13 protein-coding genes are annotated in these 19,539 nt (G+C 31.1%); 5 read left to right on the top strand and 8 right to left on the bottom strand.

Annotated features, from left to right (window positions below):
* Window positions 1-418: 418 nt before the first annotated feature.
* The 8 genes from tnpC to ACQ654_RS08030 all read right to left on the bottom strand — a co-directional run bounded on the left by tnpC (window position 419) and on the right by ACQ654_RS08030 (window position 12,461).
* A complete protein-coding gene (gene tnpC / locus ACQ654_RS08065; RefSeq protein ID WP_430409482.1) occupies window positions 419-1,906 on the bottom strand; it encodes an IS66 family transposase in 1,488 nt (495 codons plus the stop codon).
* A 49-nt stretch (window positions 1,907-1,955) separates the two neighbouring features.
* Window positions 1,956-2,309: an IS66 family insertion sequence element accessory protein TnpB gene (gene tnpB, locus ACQ654_RS08060; RefSeq protein ID WP_430409483.1), complete on the bottom strand. Its 354-nt coding sequence runs from the start codon at window positions 2,307-2,309 to the stop codon at window positions 1,956-1,958.
* Window positions 2,297-2,629, bottom strand: coding sequence for an IS66 family insertion sequence element accessory protein TnpA (gene tnpA / locus ACQ654_RS08055; RefSeq protein WP_430409484.1), 333 nt, complete (start codon window positions 2,627-2,629; stop codon window positions 2,297-2,299). Before tnpA ends, tnpB begins: the two co-directional genes overlap by 13 nt.
* Window positions 2,630-2,809: 180 nt before the next feature.
* Window positions 2,810-3,130, bottom strand: coding sequence for an Imm27 family immunity protein (locus ACQ654_RS08050; protein WP_430409808.1), 321 nt, complete (start codon window positions 3,128-3,130; stop codon window positions 2,810-2,812).
* Between the two features lie 792 nt (window positions 3,131-3,922).
* Window positions 3,923-8,248 carry a DUF6443 domain-containing protein gene (locus ACQ654_RS08045; protein WP_430409807.1) on the bottom strand — a complete coding sequence of 1,442 codons (4,326 nt, stop codon included), beginning with the start codon at window positions 8,246-8,248 and terminating at the stop codon, window positions 3,923-3,925.
* An 8-nt stretch (window positions 8,249-8,256) separates the two neighbouring features.
* Window positions 8,257-11,448, bottom strand: a complete 3,192-nt coding sequence (locus tag ACQ654_RS08040) for an RHS repeat domain-containing protein (RefSeq protein WP_430409806.1) — start codon at window positions 11,446-11,448, stop codon at window positions 8,257-8,259.
* Between the two features lie 112 nt (window positions 11,449-11,560).
* Window positions 11,561-11,926 (bottom strand): LytR/AlgR family response regulator transcription factor, encoded by a 366-nt coding sequence (locus ACQ654_RS08035; RefSeq protein WP_430409805.1) that lies wholly within the window; start codon window positions 11,924-11,926, stop codon window positions 11,561-11,563.
* Window positions 11,927-12,386: 460 nt separating this feature from the next.
* The gene (locus ACQ654_RS08030) at window positions 12,387-12,461 is read right to left on the bottom strand and encodes a DUF4113 domain-containing protein (RefSeq protein ID WP_430413013.1); all 75 of its coding nucleotides are present in this window, start codon (window positions 12,459-12,461) and stop codon (window positions 12,387-12,389) included.
* A gap of 1,158 nt (window positions 12,462-13,619) precedes the next feature.
* On the opposite strand from ACQ654_RS08030, the gene ACQ654_RS08025 reads away from it, so the two are divergent.
* The 5 genes from ACQ654_RS08025 to ACQ654_RS08005 all read left to right on the top strand — a co-directional run bounded on the left by ACQ654_RS08025 (window position 13,620) and on the right by ACQ654_RS08005 (window position 19,088).
* Complete coding sequence (locus tag ACQ654_RS08025) at window positions 13,620-14,615, top strand: IS110 family transposase (RefSeq protein WP_430408577.1); 996 nt, start codon at window positions 13,620-13,622, stop codon at window positions 14,613-14,615.
* A gap of 900 nt (window positions 14,616-15,515) precedes the next feature.
* A complete protein-coding gene (locus ACQ654_RS08020) occupies window positions 15,516-16,865 on the top strand; it encodes a hypothetical protein (RefSeq protein ID WP_430409804.1) in 1,350 nt (449 codons plus the stop codon).
* A 171-nt stretch (window positions 16,866-17,036) separates the two neighbouring features.
* Window positions 17,037-17,825, top strand: a complete 789-nt coding sequence (locus ACQ654_RS08015; RefSeq protein WP_430409803.1) for an SDR family oxidoreductase — start codon at window positions 17,037-17,039, stop codon at window positions 17,823-17,825.
* A 155-nt stretch (window positions 17,826-17,980) separates the two neighbouring features.
* A complete protein-coding gene (locus ACQ654_RS08010; protein ID WP_430409802.1) occupies window positions 17,981-18,298 on the top strand; it encodes a GIY-YIG nuclease family protein in 318 nt (105 codons plus the stop codon).
* A 205-nt stretch (window positions 18,299-18,503) separates the two neighbouring features.
* A complete protein-coding gene (locus tag ACQ654_RS08005; protein ID WP_430409801.1) occupies window positions 18,504-19,088 on the top strand; it encodes a hypothetical protein in 585 nt (194 codons plus the stop codon).
* Window positions 19,089-19,539 lie beyond the last annotated feature (451 nt).

The raw sequence follows: 19,539 nt of genomic DNA, 5'->3' as shown, positions 1-19,539 counted from the left end.
AAGAGTACGGTTTTCCCCTTTTTTAATAGTTTCCACGTGAAATCATGTTTTCTTATATACTTATTATGATATCCCAAAAGCTATGAAACTTACAACACAAAAAAATCATTTATATAATTATTTAGTTATCATTTTGTATTAAAATATTTTAGTTTCATTTTCTAATTCTATTTTAGCTCCTTTAAAATTCTTTTAGTCATGGAATTGCTATAATTACATATTTTAAACCTTATACGTAAGCATTCGGTCTTCTACGTCTAGGATTAGATGTTTTATTTTACATAAAGTTAGTTATGAAAAAACGCAACCCATTAACAAGTAGAAGTTTAAGTGTTCCTAGTTCTTGGATAGGTATCTGATTTTAAAGTATTGTTGGCTTAAGAGAGATTTTATTAAGAAAAAGGTATTTTTTTAACAGTTAAGAAAGCTGTTGTTTCTTCCAATTTTGTGGCAGTAATTCTTCTAATTTATTGGCTTTATGCTCTGGTAATCTTTTAAAGACATCATGCAACCAATGATATGGATTTACATCATTGATTTTACAAGTAGCAAAGAAAGAATACATCATCGCAGCATTTTGTGCTGCTTTATGATTGCCAGCAAAGAGGTAATTTTTGCGACCTAGGGCTAAAGGGCGTATTGAGTTCTCTATTAGGTTATTATCAATGCAATATACTGGATTATCGATGTAACCAATAAGTGACTCCCATAATTTTAGACTATAAGTAAGTGCCTTTCCTATAGCACTTTTAGGAAGTACTTTAGTGTACTGATCTTGCATCCAAGTGTATAATAAATCTAAAATAGGTTTAGCGCATAATGCTCTATAACGTGTTATCGTTTTCGAGTTTAGATTACGCTCTTTTATTTTTCGTTCTACACTATAGAGTTTTTGGATTTGCTCCAATGCATAACTGGCTCTTGACTTATCATTAGCAAGTGCTTTTTCAAAATATCTTCTAGCATGTGCCATGCATGCTAAGTGTTTTAAGCCATAGTTTTCAATCACTTTTTTATAGGCAGTATATCCATCAGTTTGTAATGTTCCTCTAAACTCTTGTAATAGTACTTCTGGAACTTCTGCTGCTCTACTAGGTGCATATTCAAAAAGTACTAATCCTTCTACTGGAGCATGTAATACCCAATGATAGCCTTTATGAGTACTCCCTTTTTTATGACTGTCTTGTACTTTGATTGTTGATTCATCTGCCTGAAGATAGTCACATTGCAATATTAATTGTTTATGAACTTTATACAATACTTCCAACTGCTGGGACGCTTTAGTAAACCAGCCAGATATGGTTGCTGATGCAATAACAACATCTTGTCTTTTTAATATTTGTAGTTGACGGTAGAAAGGTAAGTGATCAATAAATTTACTGACAAAAATATGCGCTAATAACCCAGCTCCTACATTAGACTTAGGTAAGATTAAGCTTGGTAGCTCCGCAATACTAATTCCTGAGTCCTTTGGTAATGCATATTTAGGACGAACTATTTTTCGAACATACACTTTCTGCGGAGTGTATTCCAATAGTTCTGTGATTTCTTCTCCAATTTTAACACTACCTTCTATGATATTTTCTGGCTCAATAACTTCTTCAACTCTTGGCAAGTGTGGAGCTAATGGTAAACGAACAGGATGTTTCTTCTCTTTGGTTATAGTTTTGCTATAACTCACCTGTTTTTGTTCTGATACTGGAACATCTTCTGAGATTACTTCTGTAAATAATCCAAGTTGATTAGATTCCGATGGAATAAAACGTTCACTCTTAGTGCCAAAAATAAGACGTTTGAGTTCTAGTAGTTGATGCTCTAAATGGGTAACTTTTCCTAGTAGCTCATCATACTTCCTTTTAGGAACATAATCATCAAGATTTATAAGTGTTTCCGTCTGTTTTTCCACGGATTAAAAATACGAAAACTACTTCGATATCACAATGCCTTAAGCTACTTTATACTGCTAATTCGTATCGTTTTTTTCGTTGCAAATTATTAATGAAAACTCCATCTATTAATAATACGAGCTGCGAATAATCTAACCCAATACTTCCAACTTCTGGATCGTAATTTGGCAACTCAAAACGCCCTTGCTCTAATCGCTTATAATACAATACAAATCCTCCGTTTTGCCAATGTAATAACTTGACCTTATCTCTAGCTTTATTGATAAATATGTAAACAGTTCCATTACTAGCTGGAGTCACTAAATCTTTTGCGATTAATCCACATAATCCGTTAAAACTTTTTCGCATATCAGTTGGTTTACTGTATAAATGAAAATCATGATTAATACCTAATCCAAACATGATACTAGTTTCTTTAAGGTTGATAATCCTTCCATGTCTAAAACTGTAGATACTGCTATTTGAACTCCATTAGGATAGAAAATCTGTAATGTTTCTTCCTTGATTTCAGGAGCCATAACCTTCACTGGAATGAAGTTTAAATTAGAAGAATCTTTAACTGAATCTTGCTTCTTTTCTGATTTGTATTTACGTAACCAATAACGATAGGTATAATAATTAAGTTTATGAGCCTTGCAATAGGCGTCTAATTTCATTCCACTACTAGCAAAACCTTCTATTAATGGATACATCTCCGATTTAGTTCTGTGATTTTTTTTCATGATGTAAAACTAAAATCACTTTACCAATGTCACAATATGTAGACTACGGAGTGTTTACCCTTATACTACACTATTATATTTTATAAAAAAGCAACCATAAAATATATGATTGCTTTTAATTTTCTTTACATACGTACCACAAACAACAAGCCAGCGCAAGCTTAGAATCAATATAAGTTTTTACTTTATACCAATACTTGAAATAGGCTGTATATCATTTTTATCCCATTTAAGTTGATACTTCAATAAATCATTTTTTATATTTATTAATGCGGGTATACCTCCACCGTGTAAGTCACTTTGTAAATATTTTGATTCCCAATACCTGCCATCATTAGGGTCTTTATATAAAACATACCATCCTGATTCATCTTTTGTAATTTCAAGTAAATATTTTTTCTTTAAATATTCTATCCTTTTGCATGTATCATTTTGAACATACTTTCCATTGATAAATTCCCATTTACCAATAATTTCTGATTCATCCTTTTTTATTTCCATATGATATATTTAATTAAAAGATTCAGAACAGTAAATTCTCTTACTACTCCGCAATCATAAATATTTGATTATTTCAGCAATATTTAAACTGAAATATTCATTTAAAATATTTATTCTAAATTTGATAAAAATTAATTATAATAATGAACACTATAATATTAATAATTGCCTGTCTAATTAAATTATTAGTAATAATAATAGTTTTTAGAAAGAATAAAGATCTTTTTCTTTCTAAATCTTTAATGTTAATTGGCGTAATTTCAGAAATAATATTTTTAATATTGTTCAATTATATATTACCTCTTAATCAAGAAAATAACTTGATAAATCTATTTTTCTATTCAAATGTAGTTGATATTATATACAATCTTTCATTTTTACTATTCCCAATTGGTATTTTTTTATATGTAAAAAAAGAGTAATTATTTTTTTAAATAATAATTATTAAGATCATTTAAAAAAAACATTAATAGTAGTGGGTATAAGTAAAAATTTTGTACGATTATATCCTGACCAAATTTCTTTGACGAAAAATATCTTAATAAATAAATTGATACTACTAAGATTAAATAAAATAAAGTTTTAATAATAAATACCCTATTTTGGTATTTATTAGAAAGTTTATTTGTGAATTCGTAGCCTAAATACATTCCATATATAAATATGGCAAACGATAAAGAAACTTTAATTACAGCAGAAGAAATACTGCTGTAATTAAAATCTGAAATCAATAAAAATATTATTATATTAATTGAAACAAATACTACAATTTGTTTGAAAATAAATTTTTTTTTATGACCCATTTTTTTCGTTTCTGTGATGTTCTACTGTTTTATCATGAGTTTCCATCCTTTTTTTCATGCCGATATATGAATTAATTTGTCCTCCAAAATAAGAAGCAAGAACTCCAACAGGAGTATATTTAAATTTACTAGAAATTTTACTAATACCACTTCCTACAGAACTAATTCCAATTGCACTTTTTGCACCTGATTTATTTACAAGTCTTTGATCATACTGCATTACTTCCCTAGCTGTTCTTGGAAGAGGAGGACGTCTAGTTTTTGTTCTTTTCGCTATCCTATCACTATACTCTTTACGTGTTTCAACTTTTAACCATTTGTTATCATGTAATAAATAATCGTGACCATCTTCAGACGTTATTTCTTCTCCGTTTTTATAATCATAAACCGAGGGTCTATCGTCAAAGGAGGTAATTTTTGTATTAGAGTCTCCAGCTATTACAGTTTCTCCAGCATCTAAAAGATTACCTTTCCTGTCAGATACCGTTCCGTTCTTATTTAATTCAAAAGAATAAACTTCTCCGTCATCTATAATTACAATAGCTCCTTTTTCTTTAATATATAGCTGTCCTTTTTTTAATATATCAGAAGCATTATCTTTTGTTAAGTTTGGATTATATTGATATCCATTTTTATCATAATACCAATCCATTCCATCGAAATCATATCTTGTTACAGGACTATTTCCAACATATGCATAAGGGGAGAAGCTTTCAAATTTTTCTGCTAAAATATCTATATTCATCCAACGCCCTATGGATACATCGTAATTACGAGCTTTGATGTCTATCCATTTCAGTCCAAGTTCATTTTGTTCTTCTTTATCGCCAAAGCCATAGTTATGATTTCTTCCAGTTATTATACTATTATAGCCTTTGTGCTTCAATCCAAAAGGGTAATAATTACTTTCTTCCTTAATTTCAGAATTAACATCGATACTTCCATCATTATTCGAATCTTCATACGATAACCTAATATTATCTAAATGATCTTTAAATTGAAATGTGTATGCAAATGTACTATTTGTTGACGGCTCAACATATCCTTCTGCATGATTAAAAAATTGTAGAGTCTCGACATTTGTATTGTCAATTTTATACACAAAATTTCCAGCATATTGCGTAGTAACTAAACTATTATTTTCTGAAACTATTTTAGCCATTTTTATTCCTGTAGCATCGTAAATGTAAGAAATGTTCCCGCTATTGCCAAAATTAATTGTTGTTGGCAGGTTTAAGTGATTGTATGCGATTCCATTAGGGATAATTCCTTTGTTTACATCAGCTGTCATATTCCCATTTACATCAAACATGTAATCATTTTCAGGTGTATGTACATCTTTAAAACCAGCCGTATCTGCAACATCGGTAACTTTTAGTAATGTGTTACTATTGCTGGCATAGTTGTAAGTTAGTTGGTCAATAATATCCACTGTAGGGTTTGCAACTTCTGTTATTCCCATTCGTTCTAATGAGAGAATGTTTCCGTTTTTATCATAGGATACGTTATTTAAACTGTAATTCTCGATATCATTATTAGCAAGATTTGTTACTGCTTGTCCACTTTGGTAGGTAGCATTTGTAATTCTATTAAGTGCATCATATTGATATCCATAACTTCTTAAATTGAGATCATTGGCGGTTTTCCAATGGGTTTCACTAATATTTCCATTGAATAGTGTTGTAGTTCCCAGTAAATTAGATGTATCATAATTGATTTTAAAAGAAAATAGTTTGTTTTGATCATTTGCATCTACATCATTGATTCCTTTAAGCCAACCACGAACAGTATAGCTGTAATCAATTTCTTGTAGTGGATTTATTTCTGTATTTCCAACTTTTTTGTTTATTAAAGCCCCTAATTCATCGTACATATTTGCTGAGATTAATTCTTCTTCTTGATCGTTGATTTGTTGCTTTTGAGTTAGCATTCGTCCCGAATGATCATAACTAAACCTTTCAACAGTTACAATGGGTGTATTTCCGTTTTTAAAATGTGATGATTTTATTTCTAATATTTTACCTGTAAAATCTAATTCTGTTTCTGTTTTTGTTAAAATTGACAAATATTCATTTTTTGATGCTACATAAATTGGTCTACCTTTTTTATCATAATGTGTTACAGTTGTAATCCAATTATCAGTTCCTAAAACACGTACTTTAGAACCCGTAGGTAGTGTTTTTATATCAGATGATATTTGGGCTTCATAAACATTTGTTGTAGTTGGTAAGGTTATGGACGGCTCATTAAAATCATAGTTATCATAATAATTTAAAGTGTGTATTTCTACAATGCCAGGCGAAGCTAACCCATCGTAATAATGGTTATCATTACCAATTGGTGTTGTAACGCGAAAAGCATTTAAATTTTGACTATTATTAACGATTTCTTGCATTTGTATACGTGTCAACGAATATGTGGGTTTCCAATATAGTCCTGTCATCACGGGTCTTGAAAAAGCATCATAATGTGTAACAAACCATTTATCTTCCAAGCGAAGCTTTGCATCTTGTAAAAGTGCTGGACGATTGAGTTTATCATATACAATATATTCCCATCCTTTACTTGGTATTTTCTTTTCTACAACTCTGTTTTTATAATCATAATGATAGATGTAGCATAATCCTTGTACTACTTCGGTAGCAATTTCATAGTTAGTTGTTGAACTTGGTTGCGTCCCTGTAAATATTGGAAAAGCTGATGTAATTGTTCCACTACCACTAATATGTAATGCATTTTCTTTAATTGAGAACTCATAGCTGAATTCTTCACCTGAGAATGTACCAAGTGTTACATCTGAAATTCTTCTTTTGAGTCCCAAATCAACCACTAAACCTTCTCTAAAAGCAAGTGGTTTTGTGGTATTGATATTCATTTGTACTGATACCACATCATTTTGATCTACTGAAATATGCATGCCACCTTGTCCACCATATTGATTTTGAATAGTTACATTTAAAATATCTGAGTTAGGATATTCTTTTAATTGAGATAGATAATTATCCGTAAACTTTTCGTCTACTTTTAAAAGTGACACCCATGGAAAATTTTTACTATAATTTAGTTTTGTATTACTACTAAATGATTGATTGAGTCCAAGAAGTTTTCCTTCTCCTTCAATAAATAATGCATTATTTTTTATCAAAAATGTATACTCATAATTTTCTGCCTTAATAACACCTAATTCCGTATCTTTAAATTCCCCTAAGTCTTTTAAAGAAACAACTTCTCCTGTTTTAAGAGGTAACGGCTCATTAGTTGAAAAGTTGATATTTAAAATCAGTTCATTGGTACTTGTATTTCTATTGATTGAAAAACCACCTTGTGCGCCATATTTATTTTCTAAATCCGCCGTTAAGACATCATCATTTTTATATGCGCTTAATTTCTTTTGATATTCTCCTGCCAATTCTTTATCCACGAGTACCAAGTAAACCCAAGAGTAATTTCGTCCAGTTAATCCCCCTGTTTGGGTAGTAGTCGTAACAACAATATCATCCGAAGCCTTTGGTGGGATAACGTAGGTTAAATTTTCATATTTGTCATATACATAATAAGTATCGTGTTTTTTATTTTTGTTAAACATTCGTTTTAAAATTACACGACCAAGCTTATCAGTATATTCTTCAATTGTATGATCTTTTGAAAACTGTTGATTGGGTGTCCAATTTTCGTCCTTAACAATGCTTTTTTGTAACGTTCCAATTGCATAATAACCTTCATACTCAAGCTGAGTCTGTTCAGTATCATTATTAGGATGTAATACACCAAAGCGAACAACGTTATCTTTATTTACATTCCCTTGTTCGAAAGTGTTTATTTGATATTCAAACTTTATAGAATGATCGTTATCTGAATTTGGACTTACTGCCCATGAGTTTCCAGGTACGCCTTGCTTTAAGGGTCTGCCAAGTGGCGAATCATCAAGTATTGTTTCTGAATATGGATTTAACGTATTTTCATACTTATCAGTATTGTAAAATGTAGCTTGATTATTAAGTGCATTGGCATGTATATTTCCATTGAGCGAACTTGTCGCATAGGGAAGATATTCCTTAGTCATACGCCCATACTGGTCATATACAACAGGAACAATGATATCCTGTTGTTGTCCACCAGCTTTTACTGAGATTTTCTGAAACGTTCTACCGAGTCCATCAAAATAAGTAACGGTTTCTAGTTTTTGATTTTCAGGAATATTTCCGTCTTGTGTTTCATTTTGATATGCTGTAGTTTTCGTATAATTTTCTGTGGTCGTTTGTCCAATGACTAACATTGGAACCACTATAACGAGTATATATAATAGCTTTTTCATCTTAGTCATTAGTTTTTATAATTGTATTCATTGGTACTTAAAAGGTTTTTATCGGCGTCTTTCACAGTTTTTAATCTGTTAAATTCATCATATTCATAATACATAGTATAGCCTCTTGCATCCGTTACGCTTGTAATTCCAACAAGTGGATCATAGGTGTATGATGTCATATTTCCAGTTGGAAACGTATCACGAAGATTCTGTAGGGTCTGTCTAAGAAATTCTTCGGACATATCATCAGCATCATTGTCAGAAGTGTGCTGTACTGCTAAAATGATATCATTTTGCGTATTGGTAAAGTTAGCGTAGGAAGTATTTTCAATTTTAGCTACAGGTTTTGTAGTATTATACCCCCAAACTAAACAGATGTGTATTCCATTTTCATTATGATATTCCAATACATTTCCGTTGGAATCTCTTTTATCAATCGTTGACAAAGTGGTAAAGTTATTTGTCCCTTTCGCAGACTGATTGCTTTTATGATTTATGATACCTTCAAACAGATCAAAACTATATTTAGTTCTTGATAGTAATTGACTCTGATTGTTAAGTACACGTATACTTTTATGAGAAACTGGCGTAGCAATTCTATTCTGAGTTACTAAACTATTTACATAAGGTTCATTAGATACTTCCGAATCAAAAGGATAAGTAAACACTGATTTTTCTGTACCTTGTTCGGTGAGTACTTTTTGTTCTTTTACAAAAGGATAGTTTGTATCATACTTTATTTCTTGAGTACTAGTGAAACTTCCATTATCTAAATAATTAGTAGTAGTAACTTTTGTGTTTAGATTCCGTTCTATATTGATTTCTGATGTATGAAGAAAAGCTCCACCTATACCACCTTGAACGAATGGGCTACCTGAAATAGTTGTTTCATAATTTAATAGTATCGTATCAAATATCTCGTAATCAAAGTCAAAGTCTATTTGATTCTTAATAAATCCATTCTCAGAATAATGTCTTTCTCGTATTAATTTTCCTCTTTTGATATCGTAATCAATAGCATTTAAACTAGGGTATGAGCTGTTTCTTGTGAGAAAGATATCGCTTACCGAAGTGTTATAAGCATGAACCGTAGTTTCTGATTCATTTGGATGTGTATTTGCAGAAGTATAGTTGTATTCAGTATAACCATTTCCAATCTCTTTTTTAATCACTCTAGCATACCCCACAAAACTTCCATCTGTAAGTTCCAAACTGGTTTTAGTTTTATCGAAATATGTAAAATAACGTTTCCAATCATTTTCAGGTGCGGTCATTGAAAAATTATGAAACCAATAATTACTTGGTAAATCACTTGATTTATTTATATAAGCAAATGTTGGCATTTTATTAATATAACCAGAAGAAGTTCCATTTGAATTTGTATACTCATAGAAAATTTTTCTTGTTCCACCTCTGCCATCATGAAGCGTTTGTTGTTTTATTCTAGCACCTCCAGCGATATATTCTGCTCCTTGTAAATTAAAGGTGTGGTTTTCATACTTAAAGTGTGAACTTCCTCCTGTTGGATATATGATTGTTTTAAGTGTGGCTGTTAGTGAATACGCATTGGGTTCTAACAAATATTGTCCGTGGATTATTCGATAGTTAGAACCATTTGTTCTTTTAAATGGTAATACCGAGTTTTTTCCTTGGTTTTTATAAAAATGTAGTATCGCATTTGGGGGGACTTCTGTATCATCTGTTGAAGACCACTCAAAACCATTGTTGTTGAAGTAGCCTAGATAGTCTCTCTGAAACGAATCTCTTCGTGGTAATGGATTGTCGTAATTGTAGTCAAAAGAATGCTCTTTGGCATTTACCGTAGTATTACTTATTGGTAACTCTTTTACCTTTTCTAATCGTAATCGCTTACATTCTTTTTCATTACAATTCTCCAAAGAATTGAAATAAGAATATTCAAATTCAAAGTGTTTTACAAGCTGATCTAAATTGTTCTTTATTAGTATTTCAGTAAGTGCTTTTTCTCCAACATCGTCTATTCTATTGAGTCCATATATAAATTCTACTGTTCCTTCATCCCATTTGATTTTTTTTAATCTATGCGCTTTAGTGGTACGAGTTGATATAGAATTTTGAAAATGCATATCCCATGTTCCATTACCCAACGCTACATTAGATATGGGCGTGTAATAATAATCATGTATATCATCTGTATCTAATGGGTCTTGATAGGTAGCTGTAATATTTTTAATTCGTTCAGGTGTTGCTTTGAAATACGCTTCATATTCAAAAATTACTTCTCTATTGTGTACAGGGTCAATAATTTTTGATAGATTCCAATTGGTTGAACCAAGTCCTTCATTAGCAGAGTTCCAAAATCCACGGTATGTTGCTTCACTATAGTCTTTGGTATCAAAGATATATTTAAGACCGTTCGTATTTACTACCTCAAAAGAAGGAAAATCTAAATACTCATAATTATAAAATGGAATTCCATTGACATAAAAACTAGCAGGATCATTTCCATGTGATACATCGATAAGTCTTGGAATTATAGATGTAGTTCTTTGAAGTTGATTCTGTACTTTTACCCCCGAATGATCTAAAAAGATAGCATTAAACACTCGATTGGCAAATGGTGTAGTGTTGTCCGTTGGATTTTGATCTTCTAAATAAAATTTAGAGCTAAGTCCAGGTGCATTTGCATAGAAGAAGTCAGGAGAGGAATCAATTTTACTCCATTCAGCAGCAGCTTCGGAATCAGAATGTACCCATCCAGTTGGAACTTTATAATAACTAAATGGTTCAGGTGATTTTCCTCTATGATAGCCTATTTGTGTAACAATGGTTTCATAACTCCCTGCATTATCTCCTGTATCATCAGGCACAGCGTAACCAGTACCATAAAAATCATCGTCACTTAAGTCCTTAACTACTTTTAATATGCTTCCGTTGGCATTTAAACTCCAACCTAAACCTACATTAGATGCAATATCACTCACTTTTATTCCAGAAGTATTGTAACTTAAAGAAATAGGCACATTGATATCTCCAATAGAAATATCATATATTGGAATGCCAACATTGATTTTTCCTGTATACAAATTCTCAGGAATTAGATTGCTTTCATGGAAAGCTTTGACTGATGGTGTTGCAAAAACATCATCGCCTGGCGCACCTCTAAAGTAATTAGGCTTGCCATCTTGTGCATTTATGAACTGTAGAAATACAATACATAAAAGATTCATTAAAAAGATTTTTTTCACTGTTATAAACTTTAAATTAAACGTATATATGTTGGAGTAGTGACTCCGCTTTGGGTAGGCTATTTTTTATACTATTATTGTATGGTGTAATTGTTTAAGCACTTTGCAAATACTTTGAGAACGTAGCGTTTCTGCGATGACTTACAGGCAAGGTTATTTTTCCTTTTAAATGAACAAGACGGTATTTGCGTTCATATTGTTTTAAATGTGAAAGATTTATCAGGTATGAACGATGTATGCGTGTAAATCCGTCAGAAGCCAATCCTTCTTCATAGTAACCAATTGGTTTGGAACTTAGTAGTTTGGTATTATTATTTAAATAGAGCCATGAATAGTTTTCGTAGGCTTTTACAAACAGAATCGTGTGTTTAGATATATTTTGTCCTTTGTGTTTACTACCTAAACAGATATAATCTTTATTATGTAGTATTTCTTGTGTATTATTTTCTACTTGTATCATACAATACAGATTTGTTAATTGTTAATAAAAATCAGTGGTTGGAGTTGGGGTTTATTCGTAAAGGAAACACCTTTTAATATTCGTCACAAAAATTTTTCATAAGCGTCGAGTTTTGCAAATAAGCGTTGACTTTTTACTAAAAAAAGACCGTTTTTCTTATTAAGAATATGTTAACAAGCTTATTCAGACCGTTTTTAGTATTCACAAAAATGTCAAATTTTATTAGTCTTTAATTAAAAATTCTTACTGTTATCCCGTAGTTGCAGTATTACTTTAAATTACGTATTATTCTAGTTAAAAGATTTATCAATAATACGTAAAAATCATTTATAATTACATTAAAACGTATATTATTGTTGTTTTTACGTAATTTTTACTATTAAACCATATAGTTTTTACGTTAAAAGCGTAAACAAGATAGGAGTGTGTCTATAATTTTACATCTTTAATAATCTAAAAACTAAAGATTACACTCAACAATGATTATCTTTTTAAGATCAGTTGTGTAGTTTGGAGATAGATTATTTTGATGCATCACTTATGAAGAGCCAAATTTCTGACTAGTGGTATTAAGAGTGTTTTTCCACATTTTTGAGTTCAAGTTATCAATGATTGCTATCAACTGTTTGTGATCTGAATTATAAGTTTCAAACATATTGAGTTTTTAAGTGTATTTAGGAATAATGCTGAAAACTTAATTCATTCATTTTTTAGTTATTAAGAAAAGTGAAATTTGTTTAATGATGAGTAGATTTTTTAATAGTAGGCTTATAAATTTTTCATAAAAACCAATCGTTCAGTTTTTTGTTTTCTTTTTCAGCTCATCGTTAAACTATAAGTTCGATTTTCTAACTAATCGCTAAGTGATGAACAGACATTCAATAGTAGATTTGCATATTTTTCGTAGAGCTATCAATTCGTTTCTGATCTTTTATTTCAGCTACTCGTTAAACGACAAGCTCAATTTTCCAACTAATCGCTAATTAATGAGCAGGTTTCCAATAGTAGATTTGCCATATTTTCATGGAGCAATAAATTCGTTTTTGATTTTCATTTCTGCTAATTGTTGACCGATAAGCACGATTTTCCAACTAATCTCCAAGTGATGAGTAGATTTCCAATTGTAGATTTATTATATTTTCGTGGAACAATTAATTTGTTTTTAATTTTTATTTCAACTAATCAATCGTTAACCGATAAGCTTGATTTTCCAACTAATCGCTAAGTCTGAGTAGATTTTTTAATAGTAGGCTTATAAATTTTTCATAAAAACCAATCGTTCAGTTTTTTGTTTTCTTTTTCAGCTCATCGTTAAACTATAAGTTCGATTTTCTAACTAATCGCTAAGTGATGAACAGATTTTCAATAGTAGATTTGAATATTTTTCGTAGAGCTATCAATTCGTTTCTGATCTTTTATTTCAACTAATCGTTAAACCTTTAGATTAGCACCTGCAAATAATTCATAAATCAAAAGTCAATTATTGTAATTTTCTACACCTTTAAAATATTATTTTAAAGGTGTAGAAAATGAAAAAAAAGAACGGAGTGAACTTTTCGTTAAGCTAGCTTAATGAGCTATTCATCGTATTAGTCTCCGTTCTTTATAACTGGTTACTAAGAACCATATAGAATTTCAGGATACTCCTTTTAAAGGTCTTAGTTTATGTAACCATATCTAATCAATCAAATGTATGAAAATAAAAGAAATTGTAGGTATTGATGTTAGCAAGCTAACAATTGATGTTTGTATTCACTTTAATCAATTAAATGAATGTTTTGAAAACAATTCAAAAGGTTTTGCACGAATGCTTATTTGGATAAAGAAGAACATTACTTTAGTTCAAAAACAAACACTATTTGTATTCGAGCATACGGGGATTTATTCACATCAACTTGCTGATTTTCTTGAAAAAGAAAATCTACTTTTTTCCATTGTTCCTGGACTAGAAATAAAAAGATCTCTAGGAATAACTCGTGGTAAGAGTGACCAAGTAGATGCTAAAAGAATTGCACTGTATGGATATCGTTTAAGAGATGAACTTAAACCTAGTACTAACACCTGTTTAAAGATTAAAAAGCTCCATGCACTATTAACATTACGTTCAAGATTAGTTAAACAGAGAGCAGGATTCAAAAGCTCCATGAATGAACAAAAATCAATACTGAATAAAAAAGATTTTGGTGTCTTATTTAAAATCCAGCAGGAATTGATTGATAATCTAACAGCTCAGATAATTATAATTGAAGAACAAATGGAGATAATTGTAAAACAGGATTTAGAACTTACATCTATTTTTGATTTAGTAACTAGCATTAGCGGAATTGGACCACAAGCTGCCTATATGATAATCGTTTATACTAATAATTTTAAGAAGTTCAAGACTTGGAGAAAATTTGCTTCCTATTCAGGTATTGCACCTTTTCCATATCAATCTGGAACCAGCATACGAAAGCAAACAAGGGTATCTCATTTAGCCAATAAAGAAATTAAAGTTATTCTCAATATGTGCGCAATGTCAGCGATACGATTTAACCCTGAAATGAAAAAATACTATCAGAAAAGAGTCAAAGAGGGCAAAAATAAAATGAGCACTTTGAATATTATTAGAAACAAGTTGGTCGCTAGGGTTTTTGCTATTGTAGAAAGAGGAACACCGTATGTAAACACTCTAAAATATACTTCCTGAATTTATTCGGTAAGCTTAAATAATAAAGAAAAATCAACTCACTGTTAAGTAGTAAGCTAAAATTTAGATACAAAACGAACTCATCATTAAGTAAATAGTGAAGAATTTAGTTTTTCATATCAACTTATCGCTAAAGAACAAGTTGAAAAAATTCACTCATCACTTAGTGATTAGTTGTGAAAATAAATGGATTTTTATTTGCTTTTATCATAGAATACGATAAGCTCGATTTTCCAGCTAATCTCTAAGTGATGAGTAGATTTTCAATAGTAGAATTACAATTTTTTTACAGAACGATTAGATAATTTTCCGTTTCATTTTAGTCTGCCATCTAGCCATCCATAGTCCAAAAAGATTAAAATGTAAAATTCCTGTTAAAATTTAGATGATTGTCAAAAAAATATCGTTTACAATCACTTAAAATTGAATTTCACTTTCATATCATCAAAAAAATAGCTGTTTTTAAAGTTTCCTACAATTTCTTCTTACAATCCACGTGTACTCCACAAAATTTTACAAATGATTCTTCAAGATTAATCTAAATCTTTACAGCTATGATACTTTAGAGAGTATCTCAAATCATTGAATTGGAATAGTAATTAAACTAAGAAAGGCTTATTTGTCAATTGACTCGATACTGATTTGCCCTTAATTGTCGCGCTTAAAAAATATAAACGCTTAATATGTAGTTACTTATGTTTTTAAATTGTCCAAGTTACAAAAGCTGACAAATGATATTTGACGACTATTTCAAAACTTTGTTTTCGTGGTGTTTTAGAGAACATCAGCAAAAAAGCGATTAGCATGGTAATTACATATTTAAAACTATATACGAATTACTTCCTATTCCTAAACAGAATTTAATAACGCAATTAAAATTAAAACAAAGGAGAAAACTGTATGGCAAAACGAAAGCACATGCCTAACAACAAGCACAAAGGACTCTTTATTTACTGTCATGTATGTAAAAAACATTTTTCATGGACACGAAAAACGACTTTACGAAATACTAAAAAAGTAAAAGAAGAACCTACGTGTGGAGAAACAGGCAAAAACTATTCTACCTGTAAAAACTTTGAAAAGCATCGGTACAAGTCACGTTTGCACGTTCCTGGAAGTGAGGGACGCAAAGCTAGTAAAACACACGATGCTACAAATTATGCAGATGCAGTAATTCAAGCAATTGATTTTGAAAAAGAATTTAAAACAGAATTACTAGGCTTAGGACAGCCTACTGAAATCAAAAATCGACAATATCTTTTCGATATACAATTAAGGTATATAGATTTTTTAGACAATATTGACGTTCCCGAACATCAAAAAAATACCTTGTCCGATCAGCGAAAAAATGAAATTGTAAACTGTTTAAAAATATTCAATGAAGCACTTACAAAACATAATATCAATAAAAAGCTATTAGCTATCAATCGTATTGGCGATATGCACGTTGGTTTATTCCATGATTACTTATTAATTGATAAGAATTACAGGGGAGCTACCTATAATGGAAAAATGACAGCTGTAAAGAAATTTTTTGTTTGGGCAATTGATACCTATACTATTAATATGAAGAACCCATTTGAAAAAGTTCGACTGCTTCCTGTAGCAGTAAGACGTGATACGATCACAAAAGAAGAATTTAAAAATCTATTAAAAATTATAAAACCTGAAAATGGTATAGAAATCAAAGGGAAATACAAACGTAATAGATACAAACTATATTTAAAAGATGCTTTAGAACTTGCTTTACATACAGGAGGTAGGCGTGAAGAAGTTGTCGGACTCAAATGGAATATGATTCGTGAGAAAGATGGCGAACCTATTTACATAGAAGTTCCTAACCTAAAAGTAAAAAGAAAAAAAGGAACTCGTTTCGACATTGATGTTCCACCGAAGATTATTCCTGTAACAAAAAGCTTAAAAATGATATTATTTCGTTTGGGATATAATATGAACAAAGGAAAGGATAGACACCTTTTAAATCCAGATAAAAGAACGGCTTCATCTACCAAATCAATGAATGAAGCTTTGTCATTAGGATTCTCACATTTTTACAATCAACTAAATACAGGGCGAGAATTGAAGTTTAAATGTCTAAGAAAAACATACTTGACATATTTATCTTCGACTTTGAAAGGAGATGCAAAACGTCTATCTTCGCACGCAACAGATACAGTACTAAAAAAGCACTATATTGACGAGCGAATCGTAGATAAAGCTATTAAAGAATTAGATATATTTGAAGATTAAAAAAATAGTAAAACGGTACTCTTTGGCGGTACTCCTATGAAAATCAAGAAAATATGAGTCAATGAAAAATAGAAGTAAGTGGCTTAAATTTAGGAACTTACAATTTTAAATTTTAGAAATTAAAAAACTGACCAACAGTTCACAACACACAACACACAACACACAACACACATGAACCTAAACTTACAACATAAAAATGCACTCGTTTGCGGAAGTACGCAAGGAATTGGAAAAGCTGCAGCAAAGCAATTAGCAACGCTAGGAGCCAACATAACCTTAGCGGCTAGAAACGAAGAAAAACTACAGCATGTACTTACGGAATTAGATACTTCCAAAGGACAAAAACATACCTATATTGTTGCAGACTTTCAAAATCCAACGGATTTAGGTGAAAAAATAACGGCTTTTATCTCTGAAAATCATGCGTTTCATATTTTGATAAACAATACGGGCGGACCAGCTGGCGGACCTGTGTTTAGTGCAAAAATTGAAGAATTTGAACGCGCGTTCACGCAACATTTAAAATGCAATCACATATTGGCGCAAAGTGTTGTAGCTGGCATGAAAGACGCTGGTTACGGGCGAATTATCAATATCATATCTACCTCAGTAAAACAACCTTTGGACGGTTTGGGTGTTTCCAATACCATTCGTGGTGCGGTAGCCAATTGGTCAAAAACCTTGTCAAACGAATTAGGTCAATTTGGAATAACGGTCAACAATGTATTGCCAGGCGCAACAGCAACGGAACGTTTATCGGAAATCATTAAAAACAAAGCGGCAAAAACTGGAAAAACCATTGATGAGGTTCGTAATACAATGAAAAATGCAGTGCCAGCCAAACGTTTTGCACAACCAGAAGAAATTGCAAATGCCATTGCTTTCTTAGCGAGTGAAGCGGCATCGTACATCAACGGAATCAATGTTCCTGTGGATGGAGGACGAACAAAGTCGTTGTAAAACTTGAATTAATAAAAATGACAGTTTGAGCATTATTAAAATAAAATATACTGTCATATCAAGCGCAGTCGAGAGACATTAGAATTACAATTGCATCTCGACTGCGCTCGATGTGATAAAAGGTTTGATTAATAATATTTTCTAAAAAAATAATTTTGAAATCATACTATGTATACATTCTAAAATGTAAAGATGAGTTACTATATGTCGGTATGACAAATAACTTAGCTAGGAGATTAAAGGAACATCACGGTGGATTACATAAAGATTGTTTTACATACAAGAGAAGACCTTTAGTTTTAATATTCTACCAAGACTTTAATGATGTTGAACAAGCAATATATTTTGAAAAGAAAATCAAAAAATGGAGTAAAACAAAGAAGTTTGTTCTAGCTGAAGGGAATTTTGATCTACTCCAAATATTATCAGAGTGTCGAAATGCTGCGCATTCAAAATACAAAACTAATAATTGATAATGTCATATCGAGCGCAGTCGAGAGACATTAGAATTACAATTGCATCTCGACAGCTTTGCTACATATTTCAATAGTAAAATCCTACAAGCCTAAAGTAAAACTACCTGACTTTAACATTTTTTACGCGTAATTATGTTAAAGTGTTAAAAAATCCTTAAATTGAAAATCGAATTAAATCATCATAAACTAATAACTAACCATAATGAACAGAAGAAACTTTATTGTATCAAGTGTCATGGGCGCGGGTGCGCTTTCCATGTTCCCAACTTCAGCTTTAGCCAGTAACAATGGTATTTCCCTACAAAAAATTGGAAGCGGATTTGAGCGTTTACTTCATCAAGTAGATGCTGTTTCTATTTCAAACTTATCAAGCGGAGTTGTAAAAACACACCAACGTTTGGTAGTAGCATTAAACGAATCTGGTTATGCATATAATGCTACGGAAGTTGTAAAACTTAGTAATTCATGCTACGCAGTTCCATTACACAAAACGCCAATATTAGGTTTTGAAAGTAAAGAATTGGCACTAATTGTAAAGCACAATGGTATAAGTAAGTTTTATATTTTAAACGAAAAATTGACGAATGAATTCAATGGACTTATTGAAACATTTAGTCAAAATTCAGCATCACATGAGCTTAATTTAGATGCAGCTTCATTTGCGTTCCCTGTAAAAGTTGTAAAGCAACAACAAGGACGCGAAACTGTTTTTGCATATCAAAATAAGTTTCAAAATACGATTGCTTTAAAAAGTACGCGTAAAAAATCGGAAGTTCACCTAAGCTAATTTTAGCCCAAAATCAACATACATAAACCAGTCTTTTTACTTTTTATAAAGTGTAAAAGGCTGGTTTTTTAGTTGACCTAATGTCGCTGTAGTCCAAAATTACTGCTTTACAATTATTTATACAGTTACAAATAGTTGTTGTTTTTTCTTCTGAATGCACATTTCTCAAAAATTTTAAAATTTTAAAACATAAATTCAATACACTATATTATAAGAAATAGTATTTTTATAGGATTAATTACGCGTGAGGGATAGCGGCGGCATCCTTTTATCATGTTAACGTCATTACGAGGAGCATACGACGAAGTAATCTGTTTCTTTTTTACAGATTGCCACAACAAATTCAAAATTTGTTTTGTACTGATGAACTATAAAAGATATAGCCGAAAGCCCGACCAAAAGTATGCCGAGGAATTCGAAGCAAACTTTTGGATACGCCCAAAACACCACA

The organism is Kordia sp. (assembly GCF_965283645.1).
Classification (GTDB): Bacteria; Bacteroidota; Bacteroidia; order Flavobacteriales; family Flavobacteriaceae; genus Kordia.
This window is presented reverse-complemented; position numbering and strand designations above follow the sequence as displayed.